Below are 17,366 nucleotides of genomic sequence, written 5' to 3' on the forward strand. Positions count from 1 at the left end.
GGTGCTCCTTTGCGTGGGTAACGTATAAGTGGTATTGAAAAACCCTGTCAGTTGGCGCTGTCGGGGTTTTTTGCTTTTAGCGCTTTTAATCTGCTGTCTAACTGGCGCGCCTGTTGGTTCATCTTCATCCGGCCACGTAGTTGATCCTGAGCTTGCTGCTCAAATTGACGCGGTTGGTCTTTAAACTGCGCCGCTTTACTCCATTCAGTAGGGTCGGTGGTGGTCACCGTTTGCATGCCTTTTTTCATCTCAACTAATGCCACGCGAATTTGCTCGCGCTCAGCTGGGCTCATTTCTTCTATGGCTAATGCTGCAAACGTGGTGGGGCGTAACTTAGCGCCATAGCACAACATGGCACGCTGCTGCATCGTTAACCGCTCCCACTCTGACGCCACTCGGCTTTTACCTAACAAGCCGCGAATGTGTTCAATAGCCTGCTCAGCGCCTTGGCTACGAGTGATAGATTGAGTTGTCATAATTTCCCTCTACTTCTTTATTAAGCGGGCTAACCGGTGCCATACACTGCGACGCACGGGTGTTGCTTGGGTTATTTTGGGGCTGGGCAAATTCATCAAGCTACCGTCAGGGCGTTCAATCACTCCAGGGCGACGCTGCAAGGTAATGGCAAACGGGCGCAGCGATGGCGGCGGAGTAACAACCTCGCGTTTGAGTAATGCGGCGGTATTAATCATTGGCTTGTCCTTTTCTTCGGTTGGGGATCGTTACATTAGGGTTAGGTTTGCCACTGGTGTTAATGGCGTACAACACTTCGCTGCCTTCAGCCCATGCAAAGCTGCAGTCTGGGTTAGTGCATTGAAACTTAGTGATTCGGCTCATAGGTGACATCACTTCACTGGTTCTGATCCGAGCGAACTCACCGCAGTGCAAGCAAGTGCGCCGACGTGATGTGTTCGGTGGGTTAAAGCGCTTACTAGACTTTTTCACGCGTGGCTCCCGCATTCGCCTTGGCCATTGCGAGCACATTCGCAGTTGGCACCCACTTGGCACATGGTCGCCATGGCGTCTAAATACTTACGGGTAACCAGCGTGATACCTACGCTATTAAACAGCTCATCAATTCGGTCAATGGTCACGCCTTGCTGGCCGGACAAAAATCTGCTGATGTTTGAATCATCCCAACCCGTGGCGCCTTTAACGGCGTGGCGTTGGCTACTGGTGAGCGACTTGCGCAGCAACTGCTCTACGCGCCCGTCGACTTTTTCAAGTTTTGTTGTGGTCATGGGCATCTCCTTGCAAAAAATAGTGCGTGTGGTTGTTTTTGTTTGTGCTTAATGTGGATTAGGTTGTGGTGGGTTGAAGTCGGCTTTTAGTGCGCCGTGGGTAATGCGTTCAATTTCAAAGGCACGACGTGGTGGAATTTCGTCTCCCCATTGAGTTATTGACATACGAGTTATGCCTAGTGCATTTGCTAACTTGTTAGCTGAACCGAAATGCTTTATTGCATCTGTTTTTTGCATTTTCTTATCCTTATAATTTTATGTAAAGAAAACTTTCATTAGAGCATAGGTAAAAGCAAAGCTCATGTAAAGTATTCTTTCGCTATAAATTTACATTTGTAAACAAAACTTTCATTTTAAGGTGTTAAGATTGCTTTACATGAATAAAAATAAATTCGCTGAAAGAAGAAAAGAATTAGGGCTTACACAAGCTGAAACTGCACGCGCTGTTGGCGTAAGTAGGGTTTCAATTGGACAATGGGAGAAAGGCGAAACCTCCCCTAAAGGCGAGAATCTGCACTCGTTAGCTAAAGTCTTAAAATGTGATCCTGGTTGGCTGTTAAATGGCCAAGGCTCTCCTTTGCCCGAGGGTTTTGATAAGAACGTTGCGCCAGTGCATCAACTACTGCATGGAGCATTTCCGCTTATTTCATGGGTACAAGCCGGTGACTGGTCAGATATTTCACTCACCGCGGTCCATGAGGCCGACCATTATCCCTGTCCTGTCAAATGCAGTAAAAATACCTTTTTGCTCAAAGTGATGGGTAGAAGCATGAGCCCTGTTTTTAACGAAGGTGAATTAATATTTGTCGATCCAGAAGTGCAGGCCGTTGACGGTAAATACGTAGTCGCACGATTAGAAGACGAAAACCAAGCCACCTTTAAACAACTCATTATTGAAGATGGCCACAAATTTTTACAAGCCGCCAACCCCAATTGGCCAACCCCCATCCAACCCATTAACGGCAACTGCACCATCGTCGGTGTGGTGATTTCCTCAATGAGGTTGTTTTAGGTAAGGATCTGTAGTGAACGCTTTACGCATAATACTGGCCATTTTTGTCTGGATGAATACAGCTTTTTTTGCACTGGCGACCCCCTTTGTTATTTGGTTTTCTTTTTCCGGAAAAACTGAAACCATCACGGGGCTGATCATCGCTGCTTTATGTGTCGGGATCGCCTACGCCAGTTTCAGGTTGGGCTTATGGATTTATCCTGCAACTAATACAGTGCAAACCGAAGCACTAGACAACCAAAAAAATAGCCACGCTGAAAGTGTTAATACAAATTCAATATTATCTACCTTAAAAGAAATGGCTGAACAGGTTTTAGCTGATGACGTTGTTCATCAGAACGAAGCCGAGCTGTTACTTGCCTATTTGGAAAGCCAGTCACTGGTTTCTCTAGGGCCTGTTGTTCGAGAGTTATATCAAGCGCTGACGTTTAGTTTGGATGACGGTCATTTGGACCAAACCGAAGCGGCTGATATCAAGTCGCTGCTTAGCGAGCTATGTGATCGGCCAACACCAAAATCTGTCAATGCTGCCACCAAGCCTAAAGCACAACCTGTTGCTCCAAAGCCAAACACTAGCCACTCAGCTCCAATACTTGTACCTAAATCAGTTGTTCCAAAGTCTCAACCAGCTAAAACTTCTCAGCCGCCACTTAGCCCCGGTGTTTTGCTTGGTTTCTCTTATGAGGACTCTTCTGGCAATTTGAGCGACCGAATAGTTGAATTTAGAAGCGTGAGCAAGAACAAGGGCCAGACGTACTTAAAATCGATTTGCACTGATCGCAGAGCACCGCGCACCTTTCGCATAGACAGAATTAATACACTATTTTTACCGGAAACTGGGGAGCTGATTGATGACCATGAGGCTTATTTCGTGAGTGCTACGATTCCGGAATCAAAACCGAAACTTGCCAGACCAAAGCAAAGCCGTGTAGATTCCGTTACGAAAAATAAAAAACCGGAAATATTCTTTAGTGGCCTATGGAGGGAGGACCGTGAATATTATGAGGATATGGCTCAAATATTCGGGTTCAAAGTCGTTAAGTCGATGACTAAAAATGTCGCTTATCTTTGCTGCGGGGTTAATGCTGGTCCCAAAAAAATTGAAGAGGCTAATGCGCGAGGTATCACCATTATGGATACCAGTGAATTCGATACAATGATTAACAACCTTGCCGCCGAACTGGAACAAATAGATAAAGCTGAAGCGAGAGCATGACGATAATTACTATTTTAATAATTATGAATCAACGACAGATATGGAGCGCAACAAGATGACAACATTAAATATGCTTCGGTTTTTTGTTCACAGTATTTATAGCTCTTTCGGTATCTGGCTGTAATGCGAAAGCGATAACCGTAGTGACTGAGCCAAGCGTTTCCGATATGTCATCTACGTTAGGTTACTTAGCTATTGGTGGTATTAGTGGTTATAACTGGGATGTCTTCGTGAAAAAATTACAAGAACTTTCAGCAAATGTGATGAGTACAAAAATAGAAGGCAGAACTAAAAATATTGACGATAACATTCCAAGTTAGCCTAGTTGCCTATAAAAATTATTGCCTATTTGTATGTTAAATATTGCAAAAAGCCCCATCAACAGAGCTTTTTATTAGACCTAGATAGCAACAAAATTCGAATTATTTGTACTCAATTATTGCAGGAGTGCCGATATAGGTAATGTATAAAAAAGTACCGTTACTAAATTGTTGGGCCGTTGTTGAAATCTGAACACCTAGAATTGCGTTTGTTTCACTAGGGGCGCAAGCAATAAACGAGTCTATTACTTCTTGGTATTCGTTTTTCTTCCGCTCTAATATCCCGCGAATGATGTTTTTACTTGATACCTCTACCGTGCCTGTTACTTGTATCATTCGAAACGTTTCTTTTACAACACAGTTTTCTGGTAAGTTTTCAGTCGTAAATAATGTCTTTTCCATGTTTATTATCTCTCTGATATTTCAGGGGTTGTAGAGCAAAGTGGGCGAGGTAGAAGCGACTAGGCAGTGATTGCTAATGCTTTCATCGTTCTCCATTTTTATTGGTTAAACTTGTGGCGCTAGCTGTTGAATGTTTTGACTTGGAGCGCCGCGAACAAGACGCCAAGTGATGGCGATAATGAATAAAGTGACGTGAAAACCAATATAAAACCAGTATATTGTTCCCGCTTCAGTTGGCGCATTTGCCATTGTTTGATCTGGATTTAACGCGCCTGAAGATGCTGCATCAGTTAGCAGGATGCTAGGGCTTAGAAAAGCAGTATTTAGGATGTTAATGCCGAATGTAATGCCAGAAAGGGTTGGCTGTGAGCGAAATGATATCATTGCCATTACGCTACAAAGCATGGCGATAAATACTCCGCCGATAGGTATAAATATTGATAATGCTGCAAAAACTAATGCAACAATAGCTAAAGCCTTCATGTTGTGTTTCCTTGTATTGTGATTAAGTTTTTGTATGTTAGATCAATCTAAAATCTAAAATACATCATAATTTTCTCACCTCTTTTTTTCCTTGTAAATAACGCATAGCACTAGCTTTGATCTCGCTCTTGTTATTATTTTCAAATAGAGATTATTTATATTTACCTTACTCCGGCACTTCGTCGTTTTTCACTTCTAGTTCTAGGCTGTTGGTGTAGCCGCTGTCCGTGATGTTATGGGTTACGCGGGTGAGGACCCACTGAGCTTGGTCTATTTGTGGTTTAAAACCTGTTACGGTAACGGGTATTTCAGGGAATAGTTCGGGGCGGCCTTTGGCCAGATTGATACTAAATTGTGCCACGCCTCTTTGTAATTTGTCCCATGCTGCGCGGGCGGCTCGTTCGGCGTTGCGCTTGCTGGCGTAAACATGGCGCAGGGTTTTTACATTTTCATCATCGCCTATGCGTAGCTCGTTGCTGTCGATGGTAACGTCGCTGGGGGTGGGCTCTTTGGGTTTATTTTTGCGTTTCACGGTCGCGGCTTGTTTTTTTGCTTTTTTGGGGTCTTGCCACATGGCTACTACGCCGCTGTATGCGTTGCGGTCGGCTATGCTAAAGCGATGGCTGTCACCAATTTGGCGCACTATGGTGCAATTGGGCAGGGGGGCACCGCTGGCGGTTTCGCTTTTACCTGCTTTGATAAAGAGCAGTTTTCCCTGCTTAACGGTGGCAATGGCGTCATAGTCTTTGGCGAGGCGACTTAAAAAGGCTGCGTCACTTTCGTTTTGTTGGTCAAGGTGGGGCAGTTGCTCATGTCCCCAGTTTGGTTCTACGGCCAGCGTTAGCTGATTGCGCTCAGCCAAAATGGCGAGAATATCGCTTAGGGTTTGCTCGTGATAACTCTGCTCACGTTGTTTATTGAGGCTGCCGCGCAGGTCGGCGGCTTTACCGCGTATACTTAGCACGTCGGGTGCGCCGCTGTGTTCTAGTTCGTCAATGGTGTAGGTGCCTTTGTTTACTAATGGCTCACCTTGCCAGCCCAGCCATACCTGCATAGTTGCGCCTTTACGTGGCATGGCCAGTTGACCGTCGGCATCATCTAGTTTGATGCTCACGGTGTCGGCTTCAAAGCCGCGATTGTCTTCTATGTCTAAGCTCATCAATCTTGGCTTAATGCGGGCACTGATGTCTTTACCGTCGATAGTAATACGATACGCAGGCGCGGTGAGCTCTGGTTTGCGGTTATTGTTTACGGTTGTGAAGCTCATAACTGCATGCCATTAATTAGATTTTTTGAACCTTGCCAGCCTAATAAGGCGCGTTCACGGTCATCGATGCGGGTAAGTTGCACGCTAAATTCAATGCGACGTGCGGCCCCGTCACTAAATAATTCGGCTTTGGTGGTGCTAATACCGTTGATTACAAACATACCGTGAAGACGACCCGGGCCATCTAGCAACGGATAGGCTTTGCCTGTTTCGGCCATTTCTTCTAGTTGTTTTAAGCTTGGCTCTCCTCCTGTTATTTCGGGTAAGAGTACGCCTGCGAGCTGTTTGGTTTGCTCGCCCACGCCTAAAAACTGATAAGACGGACGGGTGCCAATGCGGCTATTAGCTGCGTGGCGGTATTGCTTGTCGTCTTGCTCGGTTTGGTAAGGCAAGGTTTGGCGGCTAAATACAAAAAAGCCTAAGGTCATCATCATGGTTATTATTCCAAGTCGGTTAACCGGCCGCGATTACGTTGGGCCTGCTGCTGTTGGTGGTTTTCTATGGCGCGCTGCACGGCTTGTGCAATAGCGCGTTCGTCCATGCCCGGCGCAGCGTTTATCACAATGGCGCCAGCGGCTATGCTGATGCTGTAATCTTGGCTAACGCCAGTGCTTGATGTGGTGTGTGCTTGGCTAAGGCCTTGTGCCTGCTGTGCTTGCTCTTGGCCTTTAATTTGTGCCACGGCGGCTGATGTGTCGGGTATTTCGGCCGCAACAGGTAATGTGGCTAGCCCAAGGGTTAAGCCTGCTCCTGCAGTTTTTAGCTTCTTGGCCATGTTGGTTATTTGCTGCTCGGGGTCATGGTTCTTAGCAAGGCCAATTGCCAGTCCGGCCATGGTGTCATCACCAAACTGAGTGAACACTTTGGAGGGCGAACGAATGCCGAGTGTTTCTTTAAACCAGCTGGCTACCGATGAACCTGCACTGGTGATGGTTTCTTTCACGTCCTTTAGTTTGCCGGTGATACCGCCGACTAAGCCGCTAAAAATATCACTGCCAAACTGAGAAAATTGAGCTGGGAGTGTTTTAAAGTAGTCGCCGATCGTGTCCCAGTTGTTGATGATTAAACCAAGGGGTGACCAATTAAATAGGGTTTTAATACCTTCCCACGCGCCGACACAAAGGCTTTTAAGTATGTCCCAAAATCCTGTTAGCCAGCTTGAAACGGTGTCCCAGTTATTAATGATTAAACCAAGGGGGGACCAGTCAAATAGGAACTTTATTATTGCTAAGGCGCCCGAACACTCGCTTTGGATGAACGCCCAAAAGTCAGCTACCCAACCTTTAACCACGTCCCAGTTTTTATAGATGAGATAAGCGGCGCCAGCGATAGCGGCGATGGCTAACAGGATCCAGCCGACGGGGGTAGTGAGAATGGCCAGACCTAGCTTGATAAATGCTGCGCCTACCGCTTTTAGCATAGGTAATAGTGCAGGCATGGCTCTAATGCCGAGGATGCTGGTTGCATATTGCAGCATGGCGAATGGGCCAAGCAAGCCGGCAATGGTCATAGCAAGTGTTCCACCCGCAACGGCAAGGCCAGCGATCACTGCAAATACTTTTGATAAAGTGGCGACTAGCTCGGGGTTGTTATTTATCCAAATGCCTAAGCCGCGGATCATTTCAGTCACACTGCTGATTAGGTCGCGCAACGCGCCATCATTTACCATCGACATGCTAATGCCGACTTCTTCCCACGCCGATGACAGACTTTTTAGGTCGCCACCGAGGTTGTCACCACGGGTGGCGGCCATGCCTGCAGCTTCGCCTTTTGTATTATTTTTTAAATCGTCGGCTAATTTGTAGAGCCCGTCTAACCCTTGTTGATGTACCAGTTCTGCCATGCCTGAGCCAGCCTCGGTGCCAAAGATATCCTTTAGCAAGGCGGCGCGTTGTACGTTACCCATGCCTTTAGTTGCCTCAGCCACCTCTTTAATGAGATCGGGCATGTTTTTCATGTTGCCCTGAGCGTCGGCGGCTTGCAGGCCAATAGCCTGCATGGCTTTTGAACCGGCTTTGGCGGGCGAAGCAAATCGGTTCATCATAGCTCTTAATGTTGTACCGGCTTGCGACCCTTGAATACCAATGTTGCCGAGCATCCCCGCCATCGCGGCAGCTTCTTCTAGTGACAGATTCAGGCCTGATGCGGAGCCCATGTATTTCATGGTCTCGCCTAACATGGTCAAATCGACGTTGGCGCGAGCAGATACGCCAGATAGCACGTCGGCAATGCGGCCCATATTGCCTTCTACTTCAGGATCAATTTTGAATGCACCGCCGATATTAGAGGCAATGTCGGCAGTTTGGGCGAGGTCGGTGCCGTTGGCTAGGGCCATGTTTAGCACGTCTTTCATCGATGCGTGTATCGCTTCTGGCGTAAAACCTGCTCGAGCAAGAAAGGTTTGCCCTGCGCCTACATCGGTGGCACTAAATGAGGTGCTTGCCCCTAACTCTCGGGATTGGGAGGCTAGCTTTTTGTATCTATCATCATCTTTGGTTAGGCGGGATACAGCTTGTAGCTCGCTCATTTGTTCGCCATAGGCAATGCCGGGCGCGATTACTCGGGCCGCGCCATAGGCTGCAGCGGCACCACCGGCGGCAAATGTGGCCCCTTGCCCTGCCATTTGCCCTTGTAGCAGCCTTGTATTATCGAACCTCTGCCTAGCTTGTGCCATTCGCCGTTGCTGGGCATTGATGCGCTCTAACCTAGACCGTTGTTGATCTAATGCGCGGTTTGCTTCGCCAAGCTGTCGCGTTAAATCACGCTGATGCGAGCTTAGATTTCGGGTGTCTATTCCACTATCACGCAGCATGTGGCGGTGATTGCGCTGGGTTATTATGAGTTGTTCTTGTTGCTGCTTGAGCTTTTTCACTTGGCCTTGGGCGCGCTCAAATTCACGCACCATGGCTTTGGTGGGGTTTTGGGTTTGGGCTAGCTCACGGCCGAGTTGTTGCGCTTTGGTTTGTGCGCTGCTTAGTTCGTTCGAGGTAATCCCTAAACTGCGGGTTACCTTGCGATAACCGTCTATTTTACCAGCGGATTTATTCAGCTCTTTGATGTGTTTTTGGGTGTTGCTAACATCTGTGGCAGCGCGCCCCGCCGCTTTTTGAATGGATTTTAACGGGGCGGTAATTTTGTCTACCGCGGCAAGCAACACTTGCAGTTTGAGCTGACTGGCCATTGTTATTCTCTTTTGTTGATTCGTTTAAAGCAGTCAATGGCACGGGCATGCCAGTCGCTTAGCTCGTCCAATTCCATGGCCGCCATTTCTGACAGCGGCCAGTGAAATACGGCGGCTATTTCTGCAATTTGGTCATCTACGCAGGCAGGGAGGCCTCGTTGGGCTGGCTGTCCTTCATGCGCTTGGGTACTAAAAAACCTGCGACTTCACCGCCAAGCTGTACGAGATCCGCAGGGTCTAAGTTTTGTACTTCTTGTTCTGTCAGGGTTGGGTTACTGATGCGCGGTAATAATTTACCTAGGGCGTTAACGTCCATCTGCAAAATGTCGGTTAGGTTTAGGCCACGAAGCTCACCCGCTTTGGGTTTGCGTAGGGTGATGGTTGTTACGTCACCCCCTTTGCGGATCACTGGGGTGTCTAGCGTTATGGTGGCTGTGAATATTGGGTTAATCAGTGGGGTTGTTTGAGTCATTGTGATTACCTTATGGGTTAATTAAACCCCGCGGTTGCGGGGCATTTGGTTAAATTGGATTACAGGCCGATAGCACGACGATGGGCGGCCATCATGTCTTTACCGTTGACGATTTCGACCATGTTAACTACGTCAACTTCGACGAGGTTTTCGCCGTCTACGGTTTCCTTGTAGTAGACGTTGGTCATGTTCATGGTGACTTGAGTACTTTCTGCCGTTTTTTGTTCGCCAGCGTCGCGCTCGGTAAAGCGGCCGCGCTGGACAATTTCAACTGCGATGACTTCGCCGGTGTCGTCGCGCTGGTATGAGCCAGCAAAGCGCAGCATGACGCCGTCTACTTTTTCTTCTGACATTTTACGTAGCAATGCGGCTTCATATCCGCCGAACACAAACGAGGTTGCGAGGGCTTCATCGTCGAGGCCCATGTCGATATCGGCTGCGCCTGGCATGCCCGCGCCGCGATATTTTTCAAACTTGCGAGTGAGCTTGGCAGGGGTGTAAGACTCGGCAACGCCGACCCAGTTGTCACCGTCGATAAATACATTTAGGTGTTTTAGTTTTCTTGGTAGTGCCATGGTGGTTCCCTTTTATGCGTCGGCTACTGCAGCGGCAAAGTCGACGAGGTAACGGTCGGTAATGCGCTGACGGAAGGTTAGGTCTTCCAGTGGTGGCACTGGGGTGTAGTCGTAATCAATGTAAAGCTTGCCCGCTTTGAGTACGTCTTTGTCGTTGATTTCGGCATCAAACCACGCACTCGCGCCGACGATGTAACCTAATGAGGTTAACTCACGGAATTTGGCATTAATGCCTTCAATGATATCTTTGACTAAGGTGGGGGTGATGGGTTTGTCTACTGCCCACATGTGCGCATCGGCAATGGTGTCTGCTAACACTTGCGCGGTGCGGGTGTAGTTTTCAAACTGAAACAGGGGATCAGCTGAGCAAGTGCGCGAGCCCCAAAAACGAAAGCCACTGGATCGGATTAGCGTGGTGATGTCTTTTCCGTTTAGGTATCCCGCATCGGTGCTCGGGTCTTGTAGGTCCCAGTATACGTCTTGGGTAATACCTTCAACGCCGCTAACAGCAATGTTAGAAAGGGTTTTGTGCCAGCCCACTTCTTTGTCTATGCGGGCGCGAAGACCAAGGGCGCGGGCGGTTGCCCAAGTGGTTTCGGTGGCAGCTGTACCCACGTTGAAGCTAGTGAAGTCGGGCCAAATAACCATAATTTCACGGTCGCCAAAGTTTTCGCGGTAGGTGGTCACTTCTTCTTTGGTTTGGGCTTCAAAGGCTGAGATGTACGCAAAGGCACGCAGTTTTTTGGCAAGCACGCCAAGCGCGGTTGCAACAGGTAGTGAGTCGAGTCCCGGTACGCCCAAGATTCGAGGTTTTACGCCTAACTGCGCTTGTGCTGCTAGCAACGCCTGTAAACCGGTGTATTTACCTGCGGCAGTCACAGTGCCAATGATGGCGGCCGTGGTGGCTGCATCGTCTATTCCCGGTTGCACTCGCACCACTACTACCATGGTATTCACCTGATCTGAAATGGCTTTAAGTGCTTTTGATAATGTGCCGGCTACACCCGCCTTGCCAATCGCTTTTTGTGGGTTGGTGAGTAACACAGCTTGATCAAGAGGAAAGGCGAGTGGGTCGGCATCGTCTGCGGTGCATACCATGCCGATGATTGAGGTGGCAACGGTGCGAATAGTGCGCGTGCCCTCGTTTATTTCGATGACGCGGACGCCGTGGTGGTACTCCATTGCTTATCTCCAGTTCGAACGGATTAATATCTGGGATAGTTTGCCGAGCGGGCGCGCAGGGCGCGAGCGGGTGGGCGTGTACCGCTGGGTGGTACACAATAAAGAGCTGGCGGGGTTGGTTAGCGCCAGCTCTTTAATGGCGCAGGGTTATCCCGCTGGCCAAGGGTTTTCAGTCTGGATTGCTTCGCGTTCCGTTAGCGCCAATGTGAGCATGTCGTCAGCTGCTTGAGTTTCGCCCATCGCACGCTTCAGGATAGATTCATTGACTAGCGGATCTACTCGCACGCGGTAGGCTTCGCGGCGGGCTTGCTCCGTTCTCACTTGATCTGCTTCAAGATGCGCTATTGCTAATTGCTCACGCCATGAGTTGTAATCATCAAGCAACGACAAGTGATACTCGTCGGAGATAAGCTTCATCGCACTGTTGATGGGCACATCAATCGGCATGCGACCTATGATAAGTGGTGGCGTTTGGCGATGGTCCACGGCATCTACCACGAGTTGCTCATGGGGTAATTTAGGCCCGTGGCGCAAAGGTGCTTCTGTTGCTGGCCGACCATCTGCGGCATCGATATAGCATGCGGTTACGTGTTTCATTTGGATTTCCATCGGATTCCTTAATTAATAAAAACAAAAGGGGTTAGTGCTAAAGTTTCACTCTCCGAACTGCGCGAACACGGCGGGAGCTTGTCCTAATCGTGACGGCCTGCTCGCCATTTCTAAAATTCTGAAGCGATGTGTTGTTGGCATCAACCTCAGTGGAGGACCAGTAATATTCAGCGGCTAACGCATCTGCTCCGCCTTCTTTAAATGAATCAGCGGCGGTCTGCCCGGGAGATCCAACGGTATAGCCCTCGTTGGTTGGTTGTGCGCTGGCATTAGTGCCATACACTGCCCCGTCTCCACCGAAGCCGCTGTTGTATCTTGCTGAGGTGCTGTTTTCTGTGGTGCCCGGCTTAGCGTTGCGATAAATCAGCTCTAGTTCATCACGGCTAGGCAGGTACCAGTCTTTGTGACCGTTAAGTCCGCCGCCTGCGTTACAGTTATCTTCTACCCATTTTGCGGCTGGGAATAGCGTAATGCCTGCTGCTATTAGCGCGTTATGGTTGGCGCGGCCGTCCGCCAGTGTCATTGGTGGTTTGCTGGGTGTGTTCGTCACGGCAGTGTTGGCGTTACGCCATAAATGGGTGGTACCGTCCTTTTGGGAACTATCGCCTCCGCCATCTGAAACAATCAGCAGGTAACGCTCGCCGTCATAATCGGAAATAATTTCACCCATGACATAACCGCCGCCATAAGGCGCGCCGATGTCACTGCCGCTCGGTATAAATGACAGAGCAGACGTAAAGCTACTTGGTTCAGACCATGCTGACTCGCCATAAGTCTGGCCATGGTGTTGGCCTTCTATTGTGTACTGAATCCCCCCTTGCTGGATGATTCCTGCGGGTACTGTAATTTTGTCTAGTGTTGGGCTATTCAGCTGCTCCCATACCACCATACCTGCGGCATTTTTGATCCGCACCGATGTTCCCGTGTGCGTATCCGTGCCGCCAGTTACCGCAAAATCGGACAGTTCAATCACTGGCTGTTCGGGGACATCGATTGCTGCCGCTACTGGGCTGTTAATGGTCGGTGCCGCTACATACGTGGCCGCAGTGCCAAAGGTGGTGGGGGTTGACCACACTGAAAATTCCCCTTCTTCATTTTGGTCGCGGTAGCGCCAAGCAAATTGCTGGCTGATATCCAGTGCTGTAGTGATGGTGTGTTTTAGTCTTGGCACTTGTTCTAGCGGCGTTTCCTCTGCCTCATAAAGTGGGGCACTAAAGTCGCCACCGTTTGTGATAACTTGAAATTGTCGCTTGGCCTGTGGCACGCCGTAAAGCGGGTAGTAAGCGCCGCCAGTAAGTATGGGGGTGGTAGTTTGCCCTTGCGCACTCTCGCTGGGCGTTACATTTTTGGGGCGTCGAGTCACGCCGATGGGCAGATCGCTGACAATCGCTACTCGCTCTAACTCACCCGCTACGCTCACCCATTCAGTGCCTGCAGGTATGTCATAACCGCCGTTTGCGCGACGCGGCAGTGTTTGCCAGCTACTGCCGGTGAACTGTTTAACTTGCAGGGCTCCGCCAATAGCATGCAGCATGGCACCACGCTCGGTGTTGGTCAGCTGTGGGGAAAAGTAACTTGTTGGTGATTTTCTCGATAATGTGGCACCGGTTGCAACCGTGGACAGTAGTTGCTGGGTTAATACTACACGTTGTGCTGACAGCACTTTTTTCACGCGCACGCTTTGTACGTTTCCGGCGTCGTTCAAATAGTAGTGTTGGTTTTCCTTAATGCCTACAGTGCTTTCCATATCGATGGAATCATCGCCCGATACAGCGCTAACCACGTTGAATGATTCGGTATTTGATGTTCGCTCGGTGAAAACCTGCTGCGCGCCGTATTGCACCAGAGCTTCTAATTGGTCTGACAAGCTAACGGGGTCGGACCCGACAATCTCTAGCACTTGGTCTGTAACCGCTTGTACTTTTTCACGTAGCCAATGATCGTTTTCGATTAGTTGAAAATAAGGCACGTTCCACGTGGTGGGGTGGTCAACGGCCCGGGGTGCAACACCTTCAATCGCGTCATTGAATTTAGGGCTTTCGCTGGGCTGTAGGTATTCTTTATTTGGTTCGGTCATGTGTTGCTCCGTAGTTAAAACTGTAGTTCTAAGGTGGTTTCAAATTCAGTGCCATCGTCCAGCTCTTTGGGGCTGAATGTGCGGCGGGCAGCCATGTCGCCGTCTGAGTCAAAAAGACCAAGCTCTCTGATGGCTATACCATTTGCATCTTCACCGCGCAGCACTGTGATAATGCTGAGTAGTGGCCCTGTTGCTATAGCGCTGCTTACTGGTTGCATGTGCACTAAGTTGCGCAACGTATTTTCTGTGATGGGCGCGGGGGTGCCATCTGCTCCCCATGCAACGTGCGTAATGGCAGGCACAGACCCACCCATTGCCACTGCGGTGGCGACTTTTGTTCTAAATTTCTCGGTTGCAGGTATGGGTTCACTCATGCGTCAACTTCCTCTAAGTGGCGACCTCGGCGTATATAGCCGGTGGCAGTGGTGCCAATGCTGTTAATTTTGGCGCTGCCCAATTGGTGCGCCCCTAGTAATCTCTTTGGGCGTAAGTAGCCCAGTGTTATTTCTCCGAACCCTCTTTTTCCCTCAAGCCTGCGCTGGCCGTCTAGCAGGGATCCGATGTGGCCTTTACCGTCTAGCTGGCTAACTGAAAGTCTGCCTAACATTTTTAACTTTTTCTCGGTGTTGAAATTGATCGCCAGCCGCATGACAATGCGCGAGTGGGATGTGCCCCAGCTTTCTGGGAATGGCCGACCTGCTGGCTTAACGCCTAATAACATTCGGTGACCGGTTAGCGCTCTGGCCCCTTCGAGAATACTTGGCACATTGATGCCCGATAGCTCTCTGCATCCGAATAAAAGTCCGGCGCGATGTACCTTAAAACCAGCACAGCCGGTTAATGACATGCGTATTTTTTGCTGGCTGACGCGGTGTTTAATAATATTTTCCCAGCGCAGCCCCATGCGATAAATCAGCGCGACTAACTCACTGCGTAAAGGTGCGGCGCGTTCGACTCGCTTTCGTATTAGTTGTTGGTCGCGTTGAGTAAATGATGTATCGGACACATCAAAGCCAAGAGCGTACTGCGCCCAATGGCGAGTGGTCACCCGCAAGCTTACGGCGATGCCTAGCTGTCTTGACCCATCTAAAACCAAATCGCCGGTTAAAAATCTACCGCCAGCATGTTGCCAAGCGGCGATGGTGTTGGCATGTTCGATAACCTCGACGCCTTTGTAGCCAAGGGTTTCTAGCGCGCGTCTCACCGCCCACAGCGTGCCGCGCAGGCGACGAATAGGAATTGACTCTTTGGTTACGGCGCGGCGAGTCTGCTCTGACCAATCATCGCTCCAGTCTTCAACTCCCAGCGCCCAAGCTAACCACGGCAGTAAGTGCTCGGGGGTGTTGTCAGCGTCCCACAACTTATGCAGCGGTACGTTAACGCGACTAATTTCAGCACCGGTTTGAGCGAGCTTTTTCTCTAACGATGTTTTGCTTGGCGGCAGCAGGTCACTCATCCCGACGCCTTACGTTGACACTTTCGCAGTTTGGCGCTGCCGACTCGTCGGTGATGATGTTTTGAGTCGGTTGATTAAGTCGGACATAGTCCACGCCGGGGGCGTAAAGGGTGGCTTTTAATTTATCAATGATGATGCGGCCACCAAGTCGGTTTTGTTTGGTTATGTATTCAAGGGCGGCACTTAATGCGGCTTCTAGGACAGGGTTGCTATCGGGTCCATCGGCTATTTCAAGTTCGGCATCCAGTTGAAAACCTTCAAGTTGTGCAGCGGCCACTTGCACTGTGTCGTTTAGTGGGCGAACCTGCTCAGCTGTTAGCGCGTTTAGCACTGTTTCGATAAGATCAAGGGAGGCGGTTGCGCCTTCTTCTCTAGACAAAACATAAACCTGAATTAAGCCGGGTAATAGCCGTGTCGCAGATGCGTCTTTTACTAGCGGCGATGAGCTTAGCGCATAATATATATATGCCTCACGGCTGCCTGCGGTTGACCATGCATCATGAGCCAATAAGATACGACGAATATAGTCTTCATCACGTTCATAGATTGGTGGCTCTGGGGGCTCGGCGTTGGGATCCCCCTCAAATAACACTAAGCGAGGCGTTAGATAATAGGTAACGCCGATGTGATCTAGCTCTTCCCCAAAGGTGTAGGCCAGCATCAGCTTTCTTGCTCGCTCATTATGCAGTTGCCTGAGCATTAGCTCTCGATAGGCGTTTTCCTGCAACAGCTTAACCACGGGCTCTGATTCTAGCTCCAGTGTTTTTGCAATGTTTTCTTGCTCATTCGCGGGGTGAAGGCTGATAAAGTATGATTTTCTTTCCGCATAGATTGTCTCAAAACTCAGCGTTTCAATTGCGGTGGGAGCGGGCAGTTTAGTGATGTCTATTACGCTCATGATAACCTCACCGTTGCTGCTAGATTTTGACCGTTAACGACGCCGTGCACTGTTATTTCAGCTGCGCCAGCATCGCTCTTTGCTATGTCGATTTGCACCACATCAACTCTTGGCTCCCAAGCCAGCAATGCCATCACGGTTGCCGCCATCATTTTCATTCGCGTTGCACCGTTCTGCGGCTGGTCTATTAGTTCGGAAATGTGCGACCCGTATTCACGGCGCATGATTCGCGTGCCAATGGGGGTGGTAAGGATGTCGGCTATAGATTGGCGAATGTGGCTGAGATCGTTAATTTCACGGCCGTTGCCTCTGTTCATTCCTGACCACGTCATTTCATCACCTTTGTTTCTATTCCAGTTTCAATGTGGTTATGTCGCGTTACGTTTACTTCGTTATTGTTGAGCGTGCCGGCGATGTCTGCGCCACTCTTGCCGATAATCTTGCCCTGAACGGTATGGTTGCCTTTGGTCGTGACATTACCGGTGAAGAGCACCTCGGGGCAGTCAACAGTGACTAAGTGACTGGCCACAACGGTCGCAGTTTTAATGCCGGTCACATTAAGCGCACCCACTTCAGGGTCGTACTCAATCACTGCGCCGTCGGGGTAGAGGGTGCGATCTCGGGTTGGGTGATCGTCTGGCTCTTCAAATTCATCTTGGTAAATGGCTGGTAATACATATGCATTGGCTAGGTCGCCCGACAGCGACAGCAACATGACTTGTTCGCCCACGGTTGGGCGCCAAGATGTGCGCGCGCTGCCAGCCCGGCGGGTAAAAAATGGCCGCCAGTCGGTAATGTTTTCGCCTGTGCTTACTCTGCATTCGCTTTTGCGCACGTTGGTTACCGTGCCTAGTCGTAGCAAGTTATCAATGCGGCGGCGTAAATCTGCAATATGTTCATTCATGGGGCTAGTTTGCCCAGTGGTTTAGCGGGGGGCTATCTGGTGAGCGTGTACCGCTGGGCGGTACACTTCAA

The 17,366-nt window shown here is 49.6% G+C and carries 24 protein-coding genes; 3 read left to right on the top strand and 21 right to left on the bottom strand.

Translation table 11 applies throughout. The annotated features are described in order from the left end of the window. Positions 1 to 47: 47 nt before the first annotated feature. From Q4519_RS06940 to Q4519_RS06960, 5 genes are read right to left on the bottom strand one after another with little or no spacing between them, the layout of a single operon-like run. Complete coding sequence (locus tag Q4519_RS06940; protein ID WP_303511070.1) at positions 48 to 476, bottom strand: hypothetical protein; 429 nt, start codon at positions 474 to 476, stop codon at positions 48 to 50. Between the two features lie 9 nt (positions 477 to 485). Beyond that, the gene (locus Q4519_RS06945) at positions 486 to 692 is read right to left on the bottom strand and encodes a hypothetical protein (RefSeq protein ID WP_303511073.1); all 207 of its coding nucleotides are present in this window, start codon (positions 690 to 692) and stop codon (positions 486 to 488) included. Further along, positions 685 to 945: an ogr/Delta-like zinc finger family protein gene (locus tag Q4519_RS06950; RefSeq protein ID WP_303511076.1), complete on the bottom strand. Its 261-nt coding sequence runs from the start codon at positions 943 to 945 to the stop codon at positions 685 to 687. The genes Q4519_RS06945 and Q4519_RS06950 overlap by 8 nt, the downstream gene beginning before the upstream one ends. Next, positions 942 to 1,241, bottom strand: coding sequence for a hypothetical protein (locus tag Q4519_RS06955; protein ID WP_303511079.1), 300 nt, complete (start codon positions 1,239 to 1,241; stop codon positions 942 to 944). The genes Q4519_RS06950 and Q4519_RS06955 overlap by 4 nt, the downstream gene beginning before the upstream one ends. Positions 1,242 to 1,289: 48 nt before the next feature. Continuing rightward, positions 1,290 to 1,478, bottom strand: a complete 189-nt coding sequence (locus Q4519_RS06960) for a Cro/CI family transcriptional regulator (RefSeq protein ID WP_303511082.1) — start codon at positions 1,476 to 1,478, stop codon at positions 1,290 to 1,292. A gap of 139 nt (positions 1,479 to 1,617) precedes the next feature. On the opposite strand from Q4519_RS06960, the gene Q4519_RS06965 reads away from it, so the two are divergent. The 3 genes from Q4519_RS06965 to Q4519_RS06975 all read left to right on the top strand — a co-directional run bounded on the left by Q4519_RS06965 (position 1,618) and on the right by Q4519_RS06975 (position 3,789). Continuing rightward, the gene (locus Q4519_RS06965; RefSeq protein WP_303511085.1) at positions 1,618 to 2,253 is read left to right on the top strand and encodes a LexA family transcriptional regulator; all 636 of its coding nucleotides are present in this window, start codon (positions 1,618 to 1,620) and stop codon (positions 2,251 to 2,253) included. A gap of 13 nt (positions 2,254 to 2,266) precedes the next feature. Then, entirely contained in the window at positions 2,267 to 3,469 is a 1,203-nt protein-coding gene (locus Q4519_RS06970) for a BRCT domain-containing protein (RefSeq protein ID WP_303511088.1), read from the top strand. 167 nt (positions 3,470 to 3,636) lie between these two features. Continuing rightward, a complete protein-coding gene (locus tag Q4519_RS06975) occupies positions 3,637 to 3,789 on the top strand; it encodes a hypothetical protein (protein WP_303511091.1) in 153 nt (50 codons plus the stop codon). A gap of 102 nt (positions 3,790 to 3,891) precedes the next feature. Here Q4519_RS06975 and Q4519_RS06980 read toward each other — a convergent pair whose 3' ends face one another. The 16 genes from Q4519_RS06980 to Q4519_RS07055 all read right to left on the bottom strand — a co-directional run bounded on the left by Q4519_RS06980 (position 3,892) and on the right by Q4519_RS07055 (position 17,295). After that, positions 3,892 to 4,191: a hypothetical protein gene (locus Q4519_RS06980; RefSeq protein WP_303511094.1), complete on the bottom strand. Its 300-nt coding sequence runs from the start codon at positions 4,189 to 4,191 to the stop codon at positions 3,892 to 3,894. A gap of 105 nt (positions 4,192 to 4,296) precedes the next feature. Next, positions 4,297 to 4,674: a hypothetical protein gene (locus Q4519_RS06985; protein ID WP_303511097.1), complete on the bottom strand. Its 378-nt coding sequence runs from the start codon at positions 4,672 to 4,674 to the stop codon at positions 4,297 to 4,299. A 166-nt stretch (positions 4,675 to 4,840) separates the two neighbouring features. Beyond that, positions 4,841 to 5,941 carry a phage late control D family protein gene (locus Q4519_RS06990; RefSeq protein ID WP_303511099.1) on the bottom strand — a complete coding sequence of 367 codons (1,101 nt, stop codon included), beginning with the start codon at positions 5,939 to 5,941 and terminating at the stop codon, positions 4,841 to 4,843. Next, positions 5,938 to 6,375 carry a phage tail protein gene (locus tag Q4519_RS06995; protein WP_303511102.1) on the bottom strand — a complete coding sequence of 146 codons (438 nt, stop codon included), beginning with the start codon at positions 6,373 to 6,375 and terminating at the stop codon, positions 5,938 to 5,940. Before Q4519_RS06995 ends, Q4519_RS06990 begins: the two co-directional genes overlap by 4 nt. A gap of 5 nt (positions 6,376 to 6,380) precedes the next feature. Further along, positions 6,381 to 9,122, bottom strand: coding sequence for a phage tail tape measure protein (locus Q4519_RS07000; RefSeq protein ID WP_303511105.1), 2,742 nt, complete (start codon positions 9,120 to 9,122; stop codon positions 6,381 to 6,383). A 2-nt stretch (positions 9,123 to 9,124) separates the two neighbouring features. Beyond that, on the bottom strand, positions 9,125 to 9,250 hold the full coding sequence (locus Q4519_RS07005) for a GpE family phage tail protein (protein ID WP_336623440.1): 126 nt from the start codon (positions 9,248 to 9,250) through the stop codon (positions 9,125 to 9,127). Between the two features lie 8 nt (positions 9,251 to 9,258). Beyond that, a complete protein-coding gene (locus tag Q4519_RS07010) occupies positions 9,259 to 9,594 on the bottom strand; it encodes a phage tail assembly protein (RefSeq protein WP_303511107.1) in 336 nt (111 codons plus the stop codon). A 59-nt stretch (positions 9,595 to 9,653) separates the two neighbouring features. Next, on the bottom strand, positions 9,654 to 10,169 hold the full coding sequence (locus Q4519_RS07015; protein WP_303511110.1) for a phage major tail tube protein: 516 nt from the start codon (positions 10,167 to 10,169) through the stop codon (positions 9,654 to 9,656). A 12-nt stretch (positions 10,170 to 10,181) separates the two neighbouring features. Then, positions 10,182 to 11,351 carry a phage tail sheath protein gene (locus Q4519_RS07020; RefSeq protein WP_303511113.1) on the bottom strand — a complete coding sequence of 390 codons (1,170 nt, stop codon included), beginning with the start codon at positions 11,349 to 11,351 and terminating at the stop codon, positions 10,182 to 10,184. A 147-nt stretch (positions 11,352 to 11,498) separates the two neighbouring features. Beyond that, entirely contained in the window at positions 11,499 to 11,948 is a 450-nt protein-coding gene (locus tag Q4519_RS07025) for a hypothetical protein (RefSeq protein ID WP_303511116.1), read from the bottom strand. Positions 11,949 to 11,997: 49 nt separating this feature from the next. Further along, the gene (locus Q4519_RS07030) at positions 11,998 to 14,037 is read right to left on the bottom strand and encodes a DUF1566 domain-containing protein (RefSeq protein WP_303511119.1); all 2,040 of its coding nucleotides are present in this window, start codon (positions 14,035 to 14,037) and stop codon (positions 11,998 to 12,000) included. A gap of 14 nt (positions 14,038 to 14,051) precedes the next feature. Further along, positions 14,052 to 14,411 (bottom strand): hypothetical protein, encoded by a 360-nt coding sequence (locus Q4519_RS07035; protein WP_303511122.1) that lies wholly within the window; start codon positions 14,409 to 14,411, stop codon positions 14,052 to 14,054. Continuing rightward, the gene (locus tag Q4519_RS07040; RefSeq protein ID WP_303511125.1) at positions 14,408 to 15,493 is read right to left on the bottom strand and encodes a phage tail protein I; all 1,086 of its coding nucleotides are present in this window, start codon (positions 15,491 to 15,493) and stop codon (positions 14,408 to 14,410) included. Before Q4519_RS07040 ends, Q4519_RS07035 begins: the two co-directional genes overlap by 4 nt. Beyond that, positions 15,486 to 16,391 (bottom strand): baseplate J/gp47 family protein, encoded by a 906-nt coding sequence (locus Q4519_RS07045; protein WP_303511128.1) that lies wholly within the window; start codon positions 16,389 to 16,391, stop codon positions 15,486 to 15,488. The genes Q4519_RS07040 and Q4519_RS07045 overlap by 8 nt, the downstream gene beginning before the upstream one ends. Further along, positions 16,388 to 16,723, bottom strand: coding sequence for a GPW/gp25 family protein (locus Q4519_RS07050; RefSeq protein WP_303511130.1), 336 nt, complete (start codon positions 16,721 to 16,723; stop codon positions 16,388 to 16,390). The genes Q4519_RS07045 and Q4519_RS07050 overlap by 4 nt, the downstream gene beginning before the upstream one ends. Next, positions 16,720 to 17,295 (bottom strand): phage baseplate assembly protein V, encoded by a 576-nt coding sequence (locus tag Q4519_RS07055; protein ID WP_303511132.1) that lies wholly within the window; start codon positions 17,293 to 17,295, stop codon positions 16,720 to 16,722. Before Q4519_RS07055 ends, Q4519_RS07050 begins: the two co-directional genes overlap by 4 nt. Positions 17,296 to 17,366: the final 71 nt, after the last annotated feature.

The organism is Motilimonas sp. 1_MG-2023, assembly GCF_030547455.1.
GTDB lineage: Bacteria > Pseudomonadota > Gammaproteobacteria > Enterobacterales > CBDFNC01 > Motilimonas.

Coding starts and splice junctions, on each gene's coding strand:
- Q4519_RS06955 (WP_303511079.1), bottom strand. CDS start 1,241: ATGACCACAACAAAACTTGAAAAAGTCGACGGGCGCGTAGAGCAGTTG.
- Q4519_RS07055 (WP_303511132.1), bottom strand. CDS start 17,295: ATGAATGAACATATTGCAGATTTACGCCGCCGCATTGATAACTTGCTA.
- Q4519_RS07015 (WP_303511110.1), bottom strand. CDS start 10,169: ATGGCACTACCAAGAAAACTAAAACACCTAAATGTATTTATCGACGGT.
- Q4519_RS07010 (WP_303511107.1), bottom strand. CDS start 9,594: ATGACTCAAACAACCCCACTGATTAACCCAATATTCACAGCCACCATA.
- Q4519_RS07050 (WP_303511130.1), bottom strand. CDS start 16,723: ATGACGTGGTCAGGAATGAACAGAGGCAACGGCCGTGAAATTAACGAT.
- Q4519_RS07040 (WP_303511125.1), bottom strand. CDS start 15,493: ATGAGTGACCTGCTGCCGCCAAGCAAAACATCGTTAGAGAAAAAGCTC.
- Q4519_RS07030 (WP_303511119.1), bottom strand. CDS start 14,037: ATGACCGAACCAAATAAAGAATACCTACAGCCCAGCGAAAGCCCTAAA.
- Q4519_RS07045 (WP_303511128.1), bottom strand. CDS start 16,391: ATGAGCGTAATAGACATCACTAAACTGCCCGCTCCCACCGCAATTGAA.
- Q4519_RS06985 (WP_303511097.1), bottom strand. CDS start 4,674: ATGAAGGCTTTAGCTATTGTTGCATTAGTTTTTGCAGCATTATCAATA.
- Q4519_RS07020 (WP_303511113.1), bottom strand. CDS start 11,351: ATGGAGTACCACCACGGCGTCCGCGTCATCGAAATAAACGAGGGCACG.
- Q4519_RS07025 (WP_303511116.1), bottom strand. CDS start 11,948: ATGAAACACGTAACCGCATGCTATATCGATGCCGCAGATGGTCGGCCA.
- Q4519_RS06965 (WP_303511085.1), top strand. CDS start 1,618: ATGAATAAAAATAAATTCGCTGAAAGAAGAAAAGAATTAGGGCTTACA.
- Q4519_RS07000 (WP_303511105.1), bottom strand. CDS start 9,122: ATGGCCAGTCAGCTCAAACTGCAAGTGTTGCTTGCCGCGGTAGACAAA.
- Q4519_RS07035 (WP_303511122.1), bottom strand. CDS start 14,411: ATGAGTGAACCCATACCTGCAACCGAGAAATTTAGAACAAAAGTCGCC.
- Q4519_RS06940 (WP_303511070.1), bottom strand. CDS start 476: ATGACAACTCAATCTATCACTCGTAGCCAAGGCGCTGAGCAGGCTATT.
- Q4519_RS06975 (WP_303511091.1), top strand. CDS start 3,637: ATGTCATCTACGTTAGGTTACTTAGCTATTGGTGGTATTAGTGGTTAT.
- Q4519_RS06995 (WP_303511102.1), bottom strand. CDS start 6,375: ATGATGATGACCTTAGGCTTTTTTGTATTTAGCCGCCAAACCTTGCCT.
- Q4519_RS06980 (WP_303511094.1), bottom strand. CDS start 4,191: ATGGAAAAGACATTATTTACGACTGAAAACTTACCAGAAAACTGTGTT.
- Q4519_RS06990 (WP_303511099.1), bottom strand. CDS start 5,941: ATGAGCTTCACAACCGTAAACAATAACCGCAAACCAGAGCTCACCGCG.
- Q4519_RS06960 (WP_303511082.1), bottom strand. CDS start 1,478: ATGCAAAAAACAGATGCAATAAAGCATTTCGGTTCAGCTAACAAGTTA.
- Q4519_RS06945 (WP_303511073.1), bottom strand. CDS start 692: ATGATTAATACCGCCGCATTACTCAAACGCGAGGTTGTTACTCCGCCG.